Source organism: Paracoccus angustae (assembly GCF_042648745.1).
Lineage (GTDB): Bacteria > Pseudomonadota > Alphaproteobacteria > Rhodobacterales > Rhodobacteraceae > Paracoccus > Paracoccus angustae.
In genome coordinates this window covers 1-18,358 of sequence record NZ_JBHRXY010000044.1, presented here as the reverse complement: position 1 = coordinate 18,358, position 18,358 = coordinate 1, and the positions used below count along the sequence as shown (strand labels likewise).

Annotated in this window: 12 protein-coding genes; 9 read left to right on the top strand and 3 right to left on the bottom strand. The window is 63.2% G+C overall.

Features of this window, described 5'->3' with window-relative positions; all coding sequences use genetic code 11:
• Positions 1–168 precede the first annotated feature (168 nt).
• Entirely contained in the window at positions 169–1,215 is a 1,047-nt protein-coding gene (locus tag ACFOM8_RS20540; protein WP_377764191.1) for an ABC transporter substrate-binding protein, read from the bottom strand.
• Between the two features lie 839 nt (positions 1,216–2,054).
• On the opposite strand from ACFOM8_RS20540, the gene ACFOM8_RS20535 reads away from it, so the two are divergent.
• The gene (locus tag ACFOM8_RS20535; RefSeq protein WP_377764190.1) at positions 2,055–3,131 is read left to right on the top strand and encodes a siderophore-interacting protein; all 1,077 of its coding nucleotides are present in this window, start codon (positions 2,055–2,057) and stop codon (positions 3,129–3,131) included.
• A 20-nt stretch (positions 3,132–3,151) separates the two neighbouring features.
• Here the strand turns inward: ACFOM8_RS20535 and ACFOM8_RS20530 are convergent, their stop codons facing one another.
• Both ACFOM8_RS20530 and ACFOM8_RS20525 read right to left on the bottom strand, forming a co-directional pair.
• Positions 3,152–4,378, bottom strand: coding sequence for an MFS transporter (locus ACFOM8_RS20530; RefSeq protein ID WP_377764188.1), 1,227 nt, complete (start codon positions 4,376–4,378; stop codon positions 3,152–3,154).
• Positions 4,378–6,441: a TonB-dependent siderophore receptor gene (locus ACFOM8_RS20525; protein WP_377764186.1), complete on the bottom strand. Its 2,064-nt coding sequence runs from the start codon at positions 6,439–6,441 to the stop codon at positions 4,378–4,380. Before ACFOM8_RS20525 ends, ACFOM8_RS20530 begins: the two co-directional genes overlap by 1 nt.
• Positions 6,442–6,916: 475 nt before the next feature.
• Between ACFOM8_RS20525 and ACFOM8_RS20520 the strand changes: the two genes are divergently transcribed.
• The 8 genes from ACFOM8_RS20520 to ACFOM8_RS20485 all read left to right on the top strand — a co-directional run bounded on the left by ACFOM8_RS20520 (position 6,917) and on the right by ACFOM8_RS20485 (position 18,304).
• Complete coding sequence (locus ACFOM8_RS20520) at positions 6,917–7,600, top strand: extracellular solute-binding protein (protein ID WP_377764193.1); 684 nt, start codon at positions 6,917–6,919, stop codon at positions 7,598–7,600.
• A gap of 94 nt (positions 7,601–7,694) precedes the next feature.
• Positions 7,695–8,621, top strand: coding sequence for a carbohydrate ABC transporter permease (locus ACFOM8_RS20515; RefSeq protein ID WP_377764185.1), 927 nt, complete (start codon positions 7,695–7,697; stop codon positions 8,619–8,621).
• Positions 8,621–9,454: a carbohydrate ABC transporter permease gene (locus ACFOM8_RS20510; protein WP_377764183.1), complete on the top strand. Its 834-nt coding sequence runs from the start codon at positions 8,621–8,623 to the stop codon at positions 9,452–9,454. The genes ACFOM8_RS20515 and ACFOM8_RS20510 overlap by 1 nt, the downstream gene beginning before the upstream one ends.
• 54 nt (positions 9,455–9,508) lie before the next feature.
• On the top strand, positions 9,509–10,396 hold the full coding sequence (locus ACFOM8_RS20505; RefSeq protein ID WP_377764181.1) for a sugar phosphate isomerase/epimerase family protein: 888 nt from the start codon (positions 9,509–9,511) through the stop codon (positions 10,394–10,396).
• Positions 10,396–11,394 (top strand): Gfo/Idh/MocA family protein, encoded by a 999-nt coding sequence (locus ACFOM8_RS20500; protein ID WP_377764180.1) that lies wholly within the window; start codon positions 10,396–10,398, stop codon positions 11,392–11,394. The genes ACFOM8_RS20505 and ACFOM8_RS20500 overlap by 1 nt, the downstream gene beginning before the upstream one ends.
• Positions 11,395–11,766: 372 nt before the next feature.
• On the top strand, positions 11,767–13,026 hold the full coding sequence (locus ACFOM8_RS20495) for a metallophosphoesterase family protein (protein ID WP_377764179.1): 1,260 nt from the start codon (positions 11,767–11,769) through the stop codon (positions 13,024–13,026).
• A complete protein-coding gene (locus ACFOM8_RS20490) occupies positions 13,026–16,427 on the top strand; it encodes an ATP-binding protein (protein WP_377764177.1) in 3,402 nt (1,133 codons plus the stop codon). The genes ACFOM8_RS20495 and ACFOM8_RS20490 overlap by 1 nt, the downstream gene beginning before the upstream one ends.
• Before the next feature lie 11 nt (positions 16,428–16,438).
• Positions 16,439–18,304 (top strand): DUF4011 domain-containing protein, encoded by a 1,866-nt coding sequence (locus ACFOM8_RS20485; RefSeq protein WP_377764176.1) that lies wholly within the window; start codon positions 16,439–16,441, stop codon positions 18,302–18,304.
• The last annotated feature ends 54 nt before the right edge of the window (positions 18,305–18,358 follow it).

Genomic DNA, 18,358 nt, shown 5'->3' with positions numbered 1-18,358 from the left:
CTGCTTCGACGGACAGGTGGCAGAGACCACCCAAGCCAGGAATGCGCAAAATCAATGGGTCAGAGACGGCGCATACGCATAATCTCGTTGGTAAGGCGTCTCTAACAGGTGCATGTGCATCGGCGCCCCGGTTGCGTCGTGCATGTGTTTTGTCCTGTTCATGAAGGATCAGACGGAGAAATCACGATCGAAGCGGTCGACGAGCTCGGACCGCTGCGGCACGATCCGGGTCCAGTCGATCGTCTGCAGTGCGGCAATTTCTTCAGCTGAATTGGGAGTGAACGGCGCCGCCTCAGGAGGAACCTCCACTCCGGTGACCGTAGGCCCGAAGTAGTAGGGTGCGCCGGCAGCATGTGACTGATATTCTTTCGACAAGATCCCATTCAGCCACTCCGCCACAAGCTCAGGGTGAGCCGAATTAGCGAACCCCGAAAAGAAGGACAGGATTGCGACCGGCCCATCAGCAGGTTTTACGAAGGAGATGGGCAAGCCCATCTGCGCCAAACCGGCCGTGTTGTTGTTCCAAAGCGGGGCAATGGCGATCTCTTCGCGCTCCAGCATCTGTGTCAGCGCCGCAGGTGACCTGGCGGCGCGTGGCTGTAGTTCCTTCAGCTTCTGCCAGCCGATTTCGAGATCGTCCTCGGAGCCCCCGAAAGTCTTGGCGGCCTGCACGAGAGTAGCCAAACCCAGGTTTGATGACGTCCGTGCTATGCCAACCTGTCCTGCGAAACGTGGAGCCCAGAGATCAGCCCAAGTCTGCGGAAGCTCCGACACCACGTTGGTATTCACTGCAAGTCCGACAAGCGAATACGTCGCAGGCACGCCGGCGCCTTGGCTTTTTGCCACGAAATCCGGCAGTGCATTCGCAAGATTGGGGATCTGCCGGTCATCTCGCGCAGCCAGGTAGCCTTCGGACAGACCGATCAGATGAGGTGGCTCATCATTTGGTCCCGCGTCATAGGGAACGTAGCCTTGGGCAGCCTTTATCTGCGCCACGATGTCCTGACTGTCCGATGGAACCAGCCGGATCCGCAGGCCCGGGTGCTTGGCTTCGATCTGGTCTGCCAACCAGCGGTGAGGTCCTGACAGCGCCCCCGGATAGGTTACGATGACAAGCTCACGGCTTCCTTGGGCCAAGGTCGGAAGCGCCCCCGACGCGGCCAACACGATGCCAGAGCCGAACATGCCAAGCATGCTTCGACGATCCAGGTCCATACCTGAAACTCCCTGTTGAGGATGATGAAGTCGAAAAGCGGAACCCTGGAGCCGCGCAGCGGCACGTCCGTTCAGGATCTATTATGTCAGAAGTTTCCGCAGGTCGGAACGAGACCGCTCAGGGTCTGTCGTTGCCGATCGTATGAAGCAACGTCACATACAGGCGGCAAGACCGTGATTTCCAGCTGGTGAGGCGGCGCCGAGATTTGCAGGCAGTCGTGGGAGAGCTGCAAGAGCCCCCTAGCGATGCGATTCTCATGGCGACGGAACGGTCCATATCCGAAGTGAAGCAAAGAAAAGCCGTTCGAGCAAGCTTTCATCCCGTCCTTTAGTCATTTTGCCGGTCGAATGTCGTCCGCTGCAAATTGGAACGGCAGTGCCTGAGGCACCCTTGCTGACGAGCTTCCTTCCTCAAGCGCTGACTTGCTTCGATCTTGCGCGGGCATGGAGCTCAGTTCGATTGTCACCGTTGTAGCAATCGATCACGCACCGACCTCTCTTCCGCAGAAGTTGGAGGTAACTTACCTCCTCCTGAGATAAGCTGGAGGTAGCTGTGACGATGGTTCTGTCAATCTGCTCAAAGAGCATTAAACCGGCAAACGCGGCAACTGGTGAATGGTGAAACGCCTATTGTTCTGACCATGCTCTGCTCTCGGCCAAGAAGAGTATGTTTTGACACTCTTTTGTATGCCGGAAAGCAGCGGCCGATCATATTGCCGTGGCCGGGAGAAATATGTCTCCGTGGTATGCATGGCGCTCTAGCCGCCCACGGTGCCTTGGGTTACATGGAGGCCAGCCACGCTTTGCGCAGCCAGAAACCTCCTGCATCAGAGACGCCCATGCTGCACGCGAAGACCCGGCTTGTTCATCCTGGCGCCGCCGCTGCCATGTTCCGCTTCGCAGCGGATCATCCGGAATACATCACGGGAACGGAGGCAGGTCCCTGGCGGATGCAGATCCCCCTGGGCGGCTTCGAGGCACGGCGGGATGGCGAGGCGCTTCTCGTTGAGGCAGCAGGGGTCAACCCCATCGGCCTCAGCTACATGAAGCTGATCTTCGTGGATCATATCCGCGAGTATCTGGCAGAAGACGTGGATCTGCACTGGGAGGGCGACGGACAGTCCCATGGCGTTCCGCCGTTCTTCCGCGAGGTCCGCGTCACGGCCTCGCGCCGCCTGACGCCGTCGATGCAAAGGGTCACCTTCGCCGTTCCGGACCTGGAAGACCTGCCGCTGGACGAGCTTCACGTCCGTCTGCTCCTGCCTCCGGAGGATCGGCCAGCAAACCTGCCGCCTGTGTGGCCGATGCTGACAGCAAGTGGTGCGCTGAGCTTTCCCGCCCGGTCCGATGCCTTGCTGGTGCGCGTCTACACGATCCGCCATGTCGATCTGGCGCGGGGCGAGGTGGACATCGACTTCGTGCTCCATCCGACCGCCGAGAGATCGGCCGGGGGTTGGGCTGCGGCGTGCCGCCCGGGCGAGGTGGCGGGACTGCTGGGTCCGGGCGGCGGGGCGATCCCCCAGGCACCACGGGTGCTTCTGCTGGGCGACGAGACGGCGCTGCCGTCCATCGCCCGCATGCTGGAGGCTGCGTCGCCCAGGTCCATCTGCGAGGCGATCATCGAGGTGGATGGCCCCGAGGATGAACAAGATCTGGCCGGCCCGGTGGAGTGGCTGCATCGGCATGGCGCCGCGCCGGGCACGCGGCGGCTTCTGGTCGAGGCGCTTGCCCGGCGGCAGCCGTCCGATGATCTTTACGTCTGGGCCGGATGCGAGTTCGATGCGTTCCGCGATATCCGCCGCCACGTCCGTTCGGTCTGGAAGATGCCGCGCGACCGGCACATGGTCGCAGCCTACTGGCGGCGCGGCGTGGCCGGCGAGATGGCGGAAGAACCGCACCACAGTTCTGCCGCCTGAACCCGGCGGCCGCCCCTTCCTTACGCCGACATCGCTTGGGCCTGGGTCTTCACCAGCCATTGCAGCATCAGGACTGCCAGAACGGGCAGGACGGCGGCAAGGCCGAAGAAGACGCCATATCCCGCCTGCTGCGCCACGATCCCTGCTGCAAGGCCAAGACCCATGCTGAGAGCGCCATCAAGGCATTGGAACAGGGTGAAGTCGACACCGCCCTGCCCCGGATCCGACCACCGCATGAACTGGGCATAAAGCGCGGTAAACCCGATGGCCGACAGCGCCGATCCGGACAGGAGCGCGGCCGCGACCGGCAAGGCGGTCGGCAGGGCGGTCCCGGCACCGCTCAGCGCCAGGCACAGCATGAGGATAGCCTGGGACACCAATGCGCCAATCATGGTTGTCCGCACCCCCCATCGCTGAACCGCCGCCCCGCCGAGCAGCGCCCCCACGAGGCCCAGGACCAGGCTGCCAAAGCCGTTGAGCAGGCCTACTGTCGCAAGGGAAATGCCCCTGTCGATCAGGAACGGTCCCAGCATTCCCAGGGACAGCTTCTGGGCGACGACAAAGATTGCCGTCAGCATCAGCCCTTGCCGGATGTCCCGTCGGGCCAGTGCCCGGCGCAGACTGGGGCGCGCACCTCCGGCCGGAGAAGGCGCGGACTTCCGCGCCGTCAGGGCAAACCAGACGAGCAGAACAGACACCAGACCGGCCATGCACCAGACCGCCCCGGTCCAGCCGATCCGGGCGACCATGACCAGCAGAAGCCCCGCACCGATCGCTGATCCGACATAGGCGCCACCAACCTGCGCGGCATTGCCCCAGCCGTGCTCGCTGCGGGCAAGGGCGCCGACCGCATGGCCGTCAACGACGACATCGGCGGTTGCCGTGGCGAAGGCCACCCCCATCAGGCAGGCCAATGCCGGCAGCAGCGGCACCAGGCCGACGGTGCCGGTGGCCAGCAGACCAAGAACAGCGATCAGACCGAAGAGCAAAACCAGCAAGGCGCTGCGTGGTGGCCGGCCCGGCGGCAGCCGCCACCGTTCGATCGCTGGCGACCACAGCACCTTCAGCGCCCATGGCGCGATCAGCAGCGACAGAAGGCCGATCCGGTCCAAGGGCAGGCCCTGGTCGCGCAGCACGGCGGGCAGTCCACCCCAGGTCAGCCCGCCAATCACGCTCTGCGCGACATAGGCGGCCCACAGGCCGGACAGGATCGCGGCCTGTCCAGGCTTCCCTGCACCACGTGCCATCAGAAGCGGCGGCTCAGGCTCGCCGTCCAGGTGCGGCCTTCGTCACGATAACAGTATCCGGCCGTGCAGGTCTGCTTTTGCTGATCGAACAGGTTCTTGACGTTCAACTGCATCTCGACCCCCGGCAGTTGCGCGGGCTCATAGCTGACGCCGAGGTCCACGAAGACGCGATCGTCGTTGGTGATGGCATTGGCATCATCGCCATAGCTTTCCCCGACATAGCGAAGCCCTGCCGCCAACCCCAGGCCCGTTGCCGGTCCCGACTGGACGTCATACTTGCCCCAGAGCGACAGCGTATCGTTCGGCACGCCGGACAATTCCTTACCGACAGTGCCGGGCAGCCCTCGCTCGGTCTTGACGCGCTGATGCGCATAACTGGCGATCACACCCCAACCATTGTCCCAGTTGGCCTGTGCCTCCAGTTCAAAGCCGCGGCTGTTCAGGTCCAGCTGACGCTGGCGGTTCTCGCCGGTCGACACATCAAGCACGGTGCCATCACGTTGATCGATGTCGAAGACGGCCGCTGACAGCAGCAGGTTCGTGCCTTCGGGCGCGTATTTGAGGCCGATCTCGCGCTGCGTGGATTGCGTCGGGCGGGCGGCCCTCTGCGTGCTGTCATCGGCCGGATCATCATAAACAAAGCCGATATTGGGCGCGAAAGAGGTCGAAACGCTGCCATAGACCATGACGCCGTTGGTCCAGTCATAGCTCAGCGCCAGGCGTCCGGATCGGCCGGTGTCGTCCTGCGTGCTATTTGAACCGTCGGGAGCCGTCGTGATCGTCTCGACACTGTCCCAACGGGCGCTGGCAAAGGCCTGCCAGTTGCCCCACTGCATCTGATCATGCAGGTAGACGCCCTTCTGGCGCTGCTCCTGCGCACCGTCGAACGGCACCGCCGCCGCGGCCGTCTCGGCAGCCGAGACATAGCCGAGGGTGCTGTAGGTCTCATAGTCGGCGCGGGTCATGTCAATGCCGGCCAGGATCTCGTGCGACACCGGACCGGTGTCCATGCTCCAGCGCAGCCCATTGTCGAGCACCAGCGTGTCGATGTTTTCCTTGTAGTGCCCCCAATAGCGGGCCAGATCGGCCCCGACGGGATAGTGCCCGCTGTATTCGAGGTCGATGTCAACGCTTGCCGCCCGGAAGCTCTGGCGCAGCGTTACGCTGTCGTTCAGGTCATGCTCGACCTCATAGCCGAGGCGCCACTGGTCCTGCTCGAAATCGTTGTAGTCGGGATCACCCTCGTAGAGGTCCGACACCGTGCCATAAGCCGGGTTGTAGAAGGCGGCGGTGCCGCCCGTCAGCGAATTCGACACCTCTGCCAGCAGCGTCGCGCGTGTCACGCCATTGTCCCAAGACAGGGCCGGAGCAAGATAGGACTTGTCGTCTGCATAGCCCGGAAGATCACTGTTTGCCTTGCGGGCCAGACCCGTCAGGCGATAGCTGAACTCGCTGCCTTCGGAGACGGGGCCGGAGATGTCGCCCGCAATCTGGGCGCGGTCGTTGGCACCGGTGGTCAGTTCGATCTCGCGGTAGCGCTCGTTCTTCGGGCGCTTGGTGATCAGATTGACGATGCCGCCCGGTCCGCTGACGCCATAGAGCGACGAGTTCGGACCCTTCAGCACAGCCACTCCTTCCAGTCCGTAAGGCTCGGATTTGAACCAGGCGGTCGGCGCGTTGTATTGGCGCAGCCCATCGCGGAAATAACCGTTGTAGTAAGCCGGAAGCCCCCGGAGGAAGAAGGCGTCGAACCGGGTGTCAAAGCCGTAGTTGTTCGGGTTCGCCGCCGCCGTATAGCCCAGAGCTTCGTTCAGCGTGCGCGGCGCCTGATCCTCGATCTGGTCCTGCGTGATGATGGTGACAGCCTGCGGGATCTTGCCGACCGGCGTGTCCAGCTTGGTCGCCGTGCGACTGATGCCAGGGACATAGCCGTCCTGAACCAGCGTGGTGTCGCTTTCGGCCTCCAGCGTGATCTCGGACAAGACATAAGGGGCGTCTTGAGCCACAGCGGGAAGGGCCGCAACACCGGCGAGCAGGCAGGCAACCAACGGTCTGTTCATCATGATTCCTTGGGCAGTATGGCAGAAAGTGCCCCACGTGGAGGCACGGGAATTAGAGACGCGCCGGCACATGATGGACGCGCCAAAGGCCAGGCTGCTGCTTCGGCTAGAGAACCTGATTTTAATTGTCAAGTATTCACTCTTGCGGGAGCTACCTCTATCACAAGGAGCGAATTTCGATGACCTCTTGATCCACACGCTTTACGTCGACAAGCAGCTGCAGGACCAAAGCTTCACGTAAGCGATAGGATGGTTGAACCGGATGTTTTACAACCAGCGGGCCGACTCGTGTTGGACTACATGGGAAGTTATGGACATCTCAGCATGATCATGCTGCCTCCAAGCGTCGGCCTGTCGAAGCATCGAAAATGTGAAGGTGCTTTCGATCAAAGCGGAGTGGCAGTGTGCCGCTTAGACCCCGGCTTTCCTCGGCAGCGATGCGCACGGTCAGCTCGCGGCCGCCCAGGAAGCAGACAAGATCGACACCTATGGCTTCGGCTTCCGGGGTGGCAAGTCAGGGCATGAACACTGGGGCAGCTTCACGCTGGGCGCGACGGGCGTTGCCCTGGACAATAGCCTGACCTCGGATGCAGGGGTAGCAGGCACGCAGTTCGTCATCGACCTCTTCCAGAAGGACAAGGTGTTCCCGCCCTCGGCCCCGAACGATGGCTTTCAGGAGATCATCGGCGCGTTCAAGACTGGGGTGACCGCAATGACCATCCACCACGTGGGATCGTCGAACGATCTGGTCGAGGCACTCGGCGACAAGGTCGCGGCCGTGCCGGTGCCGGAATGCGGCGGCGGACGCTGGACCACCTTTGGCGATGAGTCGACCGCCGTGCTGTCCAATGCCTCGGACAAGGAAGCCGCCTGGAAGTGGATCTCGTTCCTGTCCAGTGAAGGAAACAACGCGCTGTTCAACACCGCGACGGGCCAGCTCCCGGTGACGTTGTCCGATACAGCGACCTGGCAAGGGCACGAGGCTCGTTTCGTTGAGGCGACCAAACAGTCTCTGCCCTTTGCGAAACTGCTGCCGGCATCGTCCAATACGCCGGAGTTCGTGAACACGGTCTGGCCTGCGAATATGCAGCGCGCCCTGCTGGGTCAGATCTCGGCCTTGCAGATGAACGAGGCCATCGCGGAGCTTTTCGCCGACAACTGATTGTGCTTAGGGCCGGGGCTACCCTTCCCCGCCCCTCTTCCGAATGGAACGTCCTTGGCGGAGCCTTCCGCGAAGGCCGAGGAGAGTCTGTCCGATGACATCCATCCCCGTCCCCGAGCAAGCGGGATCATCCCCCGCCAGAGGCACAGCGCTTTGGCGTCAGGTCATGCCGCTTGCCCTGCTGTCACCGGCCGTCCTGGTCACACTTGCCATCGTGTTCTTTCCGATGGTCCAGACCGCCTGGATGAGCCTGCACGAGTATGTCCTGTTCCGCCCGAAGAACTTCGACTTGGTGGGATTGCAGAACTACCTCAACGTCTTTCAAGACGAGGTGTTCTGGATATCGCTACGCCACACGGTGCTCTGGATCGCGATCACCGTCCCTGCACAGGCTCTGCTGGGACTGGCAACCGCGCTGCTACTGAACCAGCAATTTCCCTGGCGGCCCATCGCGCGGGCGCTGATCATCATTCCGTGGGCGCTGCCGTCGGTCGTGATCGCGCTGATGTGGACCTGGATCTACGACTCCAACTACGGGATCCTGAACGACCTGCTGCTGCGGATCGGGATTCTGGAAACCTCGATCCCTTGGCTGGCGAACCCTGATACCGCGCTTTACGCGATCATCCTGACGCTGACCTGGCAGGGCTTTCCCTTCTTCGCGGTGATGATCCTGGCGGGCCTGCAATCCATCCCGCGCAGCTATTATGAGGCTGCTTCTCTGGATGGCGCATCCACCCTGCGGCAGTTCTGGCATATCACCCTGCCGGGCATCTCTGGGGTGCTCTTCACCGCAATCCTGTTGCGCACTATCTGGGTTGCCAACTCCATGGACGTGATCTTCGTGATGACTGGCGGCGGGCCGGGATATTCGACCTATACCCTGCCGCTCTATGCCTTCCTCGAAGCCAGAACGAACCTCAACTTCGGCTACGGCTCGGCCTTGGCCATGACCTTCACGCTTCTGCTGCTTGGCATCGTGATCCTGTATCTGAAGCGCTCGGCAAAGGCGGTGCAGTGATGGCGCTGGGACGCAAATCGACCCTCAGGCGGGTGCTGACCGTGGATCTGCCGATGCTGGCCATTCTGGCCTTCACGCTTGGGCCTTACCTGTGGATGCTGCTGACCTCGCTCACCGCCGAGGAGAGCCTGTTCACGCGCGGCCCCTCGGTCTTCGACCTGGTCTGGAGCAATTACGAAAGGCTGTTCGCCAACGTCGGCTTTGCCAGGAACATGCTCGACAGCTTCATCATCGCGGCGGGCACGGTGGTGGTGGGCCTGACGCTGTCGGTCACGGCCGCCTACAGCTTTTCGCGCTTTGAGTTCCGCTTCAAGAAGGTGCTGCTCTTGCAGTTCCTTCTGATCAACATGTTCCCATTGGTGCTGCTGATCCTGCCGCTGTTTGTGCTGATGCGCCAACTCGGGCTTCTGGATACGCACTTCGCGCTGATTGTGGCGAACTCGACGATCGCCATTCCGTTCTCGGTCTGGATGATGACCAGCTACATCAACGGCATCCCCAAGTCGCTGGACGAGGCTGCGATGACCGACGGCTGTTCGCGCCTGCAGGCAATGCGCAAGGTCATCCTCCCGCTCTGTGCGCCGGGGATCATTGCGACGGGCATCTACATCTTCATCACCGCCTGGAACGAATACCTGTATGCACTGACGCTGGGCGGTCAGAATGTGCGACCGATCACTGTCGCCGTGCAGACGATGATCGGCGAATATCAGGTGCAATGGGGCCTGTTGACTGCAGGAGGCATCGTCGGCGCGCTGCCCGCAACCATCCTCTTCCTGATCGTCCAGCGTCGACTTGTCGGCGGGCTGACCCAGGGCGCCGTAAAAGGCTGATGAAATTTTTGCTGCCGTCTCTTGTGGACGGCAGCCCTAATCCGAGGAACTGTCTTGAATAATCCGATCGGCATCATCTCGATGCAATACGTCCGGCCGTTCACCAACGCCGCATTGCCTTATCTGAAGAAGACCCGCGAGCTGGGCTTCGACTTTATCGAACTGCTGGTCCCCGAACCCGGGGATGATCTGGACCCAGGTGAGGTGCGTCGCATCTGCGAGGGCGAGGGACTGGACATCGTGCTGGCCGCGCGAGTCAACCTGCAACGCTCGATCGCCAGTGAAGACGCAGGACATCGCCAAGGTGGACTGGATTATCTGAAGTTCTGCATCGATGCTGCTGAGGAAGTGGGCGCCCGGATCATCGGTGGCCCCCTGTATGGCGAGCCCTTGGTCTTTGCGGGGCGGCCCCCCTTCCCATGGACGGCCGACCAGATCGCGACGCGCGCCAAACGCACCATTGATGGTCTGGCCGAGGTTGCGCCGCTGGCCGCAGCGGCGGGCAAGGTCTTTGGTCTCGAGCCGCTGAACCGTTTCGAGACCGATATCGTCAACACAACCGCTCAGGCGAATGAGATCGTCGATGCGGTAGGCTCGCCCGGTCTTGGTGTCATGCTGGATACCTTTCACATGAACATGGAGGAACGCTCGATCCCCGACGCGATCCGCGCGGCGGGCGACCGGCTGGTGCATTTCCAGGCCAACGAGAACCATCGCGGTTTTCCCGGCACCGGCAACATGGACTGGACTGCCATTTCGCGGGCGCTGCATCAGGTCGGCTACCAGGGGCCAGTTTCGCTGGAACCATTCCGGCGGGAGGATGACCGCGTTGCTCTGCCCATCGCGCATTGGCGCGCACCCCATGAAGATGAAGACGGCAAGCTGCGTGCGGGCCTCGGCCTGATCCGCTCGGCGCTTGCCTTTGCAGAGGTCAATCACTGATGACGATCAAGATCGGCTGGATCGGCTGCGGCCGCCACGCAACCTGGATGCTCATGCCGCAGCTGGCACGCAGCGGTTTTGGAATCGCTGCAGTCTGTGACCGAGACGAAGGGGCGGCGCAGAATGCTGCACGCCAGTTCGGCGCCAAAGCGGTCTATTCAGACTATGAGGAGATGATCGCCAACGCCGACATTGACGCGATTGGCATGGCGGTAGGCCCGGAGGTTCACTTCCGTGCCACAATGGCGGCAATCAGGCGGGGCATCCCGGTCTTCATGGAAAAACCTCCGGCCGCCTCTGCTGCAAAGGCTAAGGAACTGCTGGATGCCTCGGATGCGGCAAAGGTGCCGGTGACCGTCGGTTTCATGAAGCGTTACTCCACCGGAAACAAGATCGCCAAGAACATTCTGGATGGCGGCGACTTCGGTCAGGTTCTGGGCATTCACGGCAGCTACATGACCGCGCCTACCTACTTCGCGGGCGAGGTCGATTATACCGGCTTCTACTTGCATCACTGTGTCCACTACATGGACCTGATCACCTGGTTCGCTGGATCGGAATTCGCCGATGTGCGGCTGCGCAAGAACGTGCCCGGCAAAGGCAAGATGCTGATCCACATGAACTTCGAGTGCGAGAATGGCGTAATCGGCAACGTGGTCATGGGCACGGTGCAATCCCGCGGCACGCCGATGGAATTCGTGCAGATTATGGGCGACCAGAACCGGGTTGAAGTCGAGAACATCATCAACGTCGCGTGGCACCGCAATCCACCGTTCAAGGCGGAGGATCCCGAAGCAGTGCTGGATCCTGGCTGCGACACGCTGGTCTGGACACCCAACTTCACGGCCGCTGCAAATGAGGATCACAAAGGCTATCATACGCTGCTTCTCGATGTCGCCGCCAAAATCCGCGGCGAAAGCGATGCCGTTCCTCAGATCCGCGATGGCTGGCTGGCGATGCAGAGGCTGGAACGAATGATTGCACTCATCGAAGCTTAATTTCGTAGCCCGGCGGCCCTAAGACTTTCTCGCAAGCCCGATCCTTGGCACCAGACCCATCGTTTCCAAGTGTTCGGCATGATTCAGGCTGTGCCGGGAGACCTGATTCATGAGCAGTCTTTACTGGCCGCTGACAACGCCCCTGTGCCATCAGCCAGCGTGCTGCGAAGTCCGCAGCTTCAGATAGCGCCAAGGTGACTGCATTGCAGACGGTTAAAGATCTCCGGTGACCTCCTCCCAGCCGTCGCTCTTGCCGCAACTGTCATGCTCTGGCCGTGAATGAACAACGAGTCTTGCCCTCAAATAAGCTTGCCGGAAGGGTTCATCCTCTCCAATACTTAGAGGAATGACCTTTTTCGATGGTGCATTTTCTTGAGCTTTCGTTTTGTCCATACTGCCGATCTGCATCTCGATGCTCCGCTGACCGCGATCGCCCTTCGCGACCCCGATCTTGCCCGAGAGGTGGGCGTCGCATCCCGCACGGCCTTTTCCCGGATCGTGGATCTGTGCATCAGGGAGGATGCCGCGTTTCTGCTGATCGCGGGCGATCTTTGGGATGGGGAACACAGCTCGACCAAGACACCCCGCTTCCTGAAGCAGGAGTTGTTGCGCCTGAAGGAAGCCGGCATCCGTTGCTTCGTGATCCGCGGCAACCACGACGCGCTTGCCCGGCTGACCGGTGAACTGGATGCACCGGACAACACCACCCTGTTCGCCGGCCGCCCTTCGACCGCCGAGATCGAGGTCGATGGCCACCCGATTGCCATCCACGGGCTGAGCTTCCGCGACCCGCACGCGCCCGAAAGCCTGCTGTCGCGCTACCCTGCCGCGAAACCGGGCGCCTTCAACATCGGCATGATGCACACCAGCCTGAACGGCAGCCCGGGCCATGACCCTTATGCGCCGTGCAGCACCGGGGATCTGGATGGCCACGGCTATCACTACTGGGCGCTTGGCCATGTTCATCGCCGCGCCCAGCATCTGGGCCGGGCGACGATCGTCATGCCCGGCATACCGCAAGGGCGGGATATCGGCGAGGCAGGTCCGACCTCGGTCACCCTGGTCGATGTGGCGGACGACAACACCGTCTCGCTGGAAGAGCGGACGGTCGCTGCGATCCGCTTCGACCGGCTCGAGGTCGAGTGTTCAGGCACGAGCGATTGGCAGGATCTGCTGACGCTGCTGGAGGCCGAGATCCGGCGCATCGGTCAGGCGTCCCGCGCCGAAAGCCACCTGGTGATCCGGCCGGTCCTGCGCGGCACGACACCGCTTGCCTGGCGGCTGGCGCGCGATCACGACCGGCTGGCAGAGGAGGCGCGGGCCTTCGCCGCCGCGGCAGGCATCTGGATCGACAAGCTGGAGCTGCGGCTGAATGCCGATGATGAGGGGACCATCGTCACGCCCGGGCTGCCGGGCGAACTGGCGGGCATGATGCTGAATGACCTGCCGCAGGATCCCGGTCTCGAAGCCGCCCTTGTTTCGGCGGCGCGGGAGCTGCTGCGCGACCTGCCGCCTGATGCGCGCGATATCCTGGGCCAAGAGGAGGGCGAGGTGCCCGCGCGATGTCGGGAACTGCTGCGGGAGGGTATCCCATCGACCCTGGCGCGGCTGGCCGGGGACAAGGCCATCTGATGCGCCTGGAACGCCTGGATCTGACCCGCTATGGCCGCTTTACGGGAAAGTCGCTGAGCTTTGCGCCGCCCGTGCCGGGTGGCGCCGATCTCCACATCGTCTACGGACCGAACGAGGCCGGCAAGTCCACCCTGTTCTCGGCCTGGCTGGACCTGCTGTTCGGCATTCCCCTTCGCAGCCGATACGATTTCCTGCATCCCGGCCCCACCATGCAGATCGGGGCCCGGCTGACCCATGCCAGCGGCACGCTGGAGCTTCGGCGGCTCAAGCGACAGAATGCAAGCCTGCTGGACGGACACGACGCGCCTGTTCCTGAAAGCGTTCTTCAATCAGCCTTGGGTGGGCTGTCGCGCGACAGCTATTCCGCGATGTTCTCGCTGGATGACGACACGCTTGAAAAGGGCGGCGACAGCATCCTGGCGAGCCGGGGCGATCTGGGCGAGATGCTGTTTTCCGCAAGCGCCGGCCTTGCCGAGCTTGCTCCCCGGCTGGAAGGCCTTCGCGCGGACCTGGACGGCTTTCACCGCAGCGGCAAGCGCAGCGGCTGGCTTTACGACGCCAAGAAGCAACTGGCCGATCTGGACGCCCAGCGGCGGCGCATGGAGGTTTCTGCGTCCGCCTTGCAGAAGCTGACGCGGGAAGCGGCAGCCGCGGAACAGGCATGGCGCGAGGCGCGCTTGCGCGAGGATGCGGCGCAGGCGGAACTGGAGCGGCTTGGGAATGTTGCCGCAGTTTTGCCCATGCTGGCAAGGTTGTCTGCGCTTCAGGACCAGCTGCAGGCTATGGCCCATCTGCCCGAGATCGACGCCCGCGTTCAGGACGACTGTGCCAGGATCGAGCGCGAGCGGCTGGAATTGAACACGCGCATTGCCGACCGTGCCGTGCGGTTGCAGGGGTTCGAGGAAAAGCTGGCTTCCCTTGTGGCCGACCCCGCCGTGCTGGCCCGCGCGGACGATATCCATGCGGCCGAGGCGCTGCGGTCGGAACATGATACCGCCATCAAGGACCTGCCTCGCAGGCGGCAAGAGGCAGCCGAGGTGCAGGCGCGCATTGGTGCGCTTCTGTCGGAACTGGGGCAGCGCGACCGTCAGGCGCCGGATCTTGTGCTGCCGTCCGCCCCTCTGGCGCGGATGCGGTCGCTGTTGTCCGAACGCTCGGGGTTGCTGACAGCCTTGGCCGCCGCTTCGTCTGAAACCCGCAAGGCCGCAAATCTGCTGATGCGGGAACGGGACCAGCTTGGCAGTTCCGAGCCCGTTGATGATGACGCCGCGCTTTCCGCCCTGCTGACAAGACTGCGTGCCCAGGATCCGGCTGATGTCCGCAACCGTGCGCTGCGCGACCGCGATCAGGCGCAGGGCCGGCTGTCGGCCGCCATCGAGGCGCTGGCGCCCTGGTCCGGGGACGGCGACAGCCTGGCCGCGCTTGCCGTCCCGCCCGGATGGCAGATCCGCCAATGGGAGGATGATGGCGAAACCGCCCGCCAGCAGGAACAGGACACCCGCCGTGAGGTCGAGGGCCTGCAGGCCCAGCTGGATCGCCTGCAGGCTGACATGGCGGGCGAGGCCGAGGTCCGAACAGCAACAGGCATGACCCTGGCCGATGCCGCCGCCGCGCGCGGCAGGCGCGAGGCCCTGTGGGCCGAGCATCTGGACAGCATGACCGCAGGCAGCGCGCTAAGCTTCGAACAGGCCCTGCGCGAGGATGACCGCATCTCGGCGCTTCTTGCCGAAGCCCTGGCCGCGGCAAGGCGGGAAGCCCTGCAGCGAAGCGAACGGGACCAGATCGGCGCGCGGCTGGACGGTGCCAAGGCAAGGCTTGAGACTGCCCGGCAAAAGCGCATGGCGATCGGCGCCGAGATCGACTCTGCCTGCGGTGCGCTTGGTCTGACCGGGGGCTCGCTGCCTGACCTTCAACGTTGGCTAGACCTGCGGCTTGCCGCATTGACGGAACGCCACGCCCTGCGCGATGCCGAGACCGCCTTGGCTCGCAGCAACGACTTGCTGGACAGCGCGGTGCGCGCGCTTGCTGCAGGGCTTGGCGTGGCCGACGACGGTGAGGCGCGTGAATACGAGGCCTTGCTGGCCGCCGCTCTTGCACGACTGGACGCCACGGACCGCCGCCGCGAGGCGCGACGCCGACTGACCGGGCTTGCAGCGGACCTGCGCGAACGCGAGCAGGCCGAAAAGGAAGCCCGCGACGCGCTGGCCGGCTGGCGGGAACAATGGGCAGAGGCTTGCCGCGGCACGGTCCTGGCGAGCCTTCCCGACGACGATCCCGGCCTGGGCGCGATCCTTGATCTGCTGGATCAGCTTGGCAGTGCCGTGCGCGATCTGGCGATGCTGGAAGACCGGATCGCCAAGATGCAGGCAAACCAGGACCGTTTCCGGCAGACCAGATCGGCTATCACGCTGTCGCTTGGCATGCCGGACACGGTGCCGTGGAGCGATGTGCTGCAGCGCCTGCGCCGCGCCCAGGATGCGGCGCGCGACTGCGAGGGGCTTGCCGGGCAGCGCGACGCTGAAATGCTGCAGGACAAGGATGATCGCCGCCTCCTTGCCCTTCGCGACAGGGAAGCCGCCGATCTCGGCGCGTCACTTGACTGGGCAAAGGGCGAATGCACGCTGGCCGGCCATGTTGCCTGCTGCCTGGAGGCGACAAAGCTGCGCCGCGACATCGCCGCCCTGGAGGATGACCTTCGCGATCGCCCCAGGCCCGGCGAGAGGGACGACCCCCTGACGATCCGCCAACAGATCGAGACGCTCAAGGCCGACGCGCAGCTTCTGCGTCGCGAGACCGAAGCCCTTCTGGAAGCGCATCACGAGGCCAGGCGGCAAATCGAGGCCGTGGGCGGGGATGATGCGCTGGCGCGGATCGCATCGGACCGGCAGAACCTGCTGCTGGAGATCCGAGACCGGGCGCGCGATCACCTGGCCGCCCGGTTTGGCCTGATGGCTTTCGAGAAGGGGATGCGGCGTTACCGTGACCAGCACCGCAGCGCCATGATGGCCCGTGCCTCGGACGCGTTCAGCAGGCTGACCATGGGGGCTTACAGCGGCCTGACCAGCCAGCCCGACGGCGCAAACGAAATCCTCGTGGCGCTTTCCGCGGGTGAGGGGGCGAAAGTGGCGCCCGATCTTTCAAAGGGCGCGAGGTTCCAGCTTTACCTGGCCCTGCGCATCGCCGGGTATCACGAACTGGCCCAAAGCCGCCCGTCGGTTCCCTTCATTGCCGACGACATCATGGAAACCTTTGACGATCACCGTTCCACCGCGGCCTTCGCGCTGCTGTCGGACATGTCGCGTCTGGGGCAGGTGATCTATCTGACCCATCACCGCCATTTATGCGACCTTGCCCTTGCCGCCTGTCCCTCGGCCAACGTCATTGATCTGCAATCCCTTTGAAAGCCGCGCCCATGCAGGATGAAAGCTCGCCCCCCGTCTCTCTGGAAACGTCCGAACCGACCTTGGCCCTGAGCTTGCATCCCGCTCTTGCGGGCAAGGTGAACTTTGCCACCGCTCAGAACGGCGTGGCAGTCGTCAAGCGGCTGGCAATCGAGAACACGGAAACAGAGGCCGTTCGGGATGTCCGTTTGACGCTTTTTGCGAGTCCCGCCATCCTGCGAGAAAAGACTTGGGTCATCGACAGCATCGCCCCGGGTGTCACCCTGCAGTTGAGCGATCTGGAAACGCCGCTTGATACCGCCTTGCTGGGGGGCTTGGATGAGGCGGAGATCGGCCAGCTGCAGTTCCGGCTGTCGGCGCAGGGACTGGAAGACGTCACATCGACCCACCGGATCGAAATGCTGGCTCGGGACGAATGGGGCGGTCTGGCCGAGATGGACAACATCCTGGCAGCCTTTATCTCGCCCAATCAGCCGGCGGTAGCCCGGATCCTGAAGGAGGCTGGCCGGCTGCTGGAGGCGGCAGGCCATTCGGGCGCCATAGATGGATACCAGGGCGGCGATCCACATCGCGTGTGGATGCTGGCGGGCGCGATTTGGTCGGCAGCAACGGGCCTCGGCCTGACCTATGCTGTGCCGCCTGCTTCCTTTGAACGGGTTGGTCAAAAGATCCGCGATCCCGAACGGATCGTTTCCGAAGGCCTTGCGACCTGCCTCGATAGCACCCTGCTCATCGCGGCCGCCTACGAAGCGGCAGGGCTGAACACGGCCGTGCTTTTCTCACATGGTCATGCTTGGGTAGGGGTGTGGCTGGTCAAAAAGGACTTCGGTCGGCTGGTCGAACCTGATGTGGTGGCCGTCAGAAAGGCTACGGTGGCGCGCGAATTCGTGCCCTTGGAAACCACCCTGCTGACCCGCCGTCCCGCCGTGGGCTTCGAGGAAGCCATCGCCGCCGGACGCGACCGCCTGTCCGAAGCCCGTGAGACGGAATTCATCCAGGTGGTGGACATCAACCGCGCCCGCGCCGCGCGCATCCGCCCGCTGGCCAGTCATCGCACTCCTGACTCTCCTGCCCACGAGGACATTGCTGCGTCACCCGCCGCCCTGCCGCGGCCACTGGATCTGGGTCTGTTACCCGGCGAACTGGTCGAGGAAGCGCCCACGACGGCCATGGGCCGCATCGAACGCTGGCAGCGTAAGCTGCTCGACCTGTCGCTGGCCAATCGTCTCTTGAACTTCCGCGACACGCGCGGCGCGGTGCCGATGATCTGCCCGGACATCTCGGCGACGGAGGACCGGCTTGCCAATGGCGAGGTCTTCCGCTTGCTCGCGCTCAAGGACGAGAATGCCATCTCAGGCCGAGACATCCCGGCCGACGAGGCCCGCCAGATCGAACGGGATCTGGCGCTGGATGCCCTAACACGGGGACAGATCGCCGTGCCGTTGACCGCGCGCGACATGGCAGCACGTTTAACCGAGCTTTACCGCAAGGCGCGCAGCGACATGGCCGAAGGCGGCACCAACACGCTGTTCCTGGCGGTCGGCTTCCTGCGCTGGAAGAGATCGGAGGGCGACACCCGGTCTTATCGCGCGCCGCTTCTGCTGTTGCCAGTAAAGCTCGAGCGCCGCTCGGCCCAATCGGAATATCGTCTGAGCCAGCTCGAAGACGAGGTTCGGATCAACTCCACGCTTCTGGAGATGCTCAAGCGCGATTTCGAACTGCGCATCCCCGATCTGGAGGGGGATCTGCCGCGTGATGAAAGCGGCCTAGACATCCCGCGCATCATGGAGATCCTGCGTCAGCGGGTGCGCGACGTAGCAGGCTTCGAGGTCGTCGAGGAATGTGCGCTCTCGATGTTAATTTCCACCCAGAAGTGACCCAGGTTTTCCATCGAGAACTGACCCACCTTTGATTATGGTTTTTGGGTCATT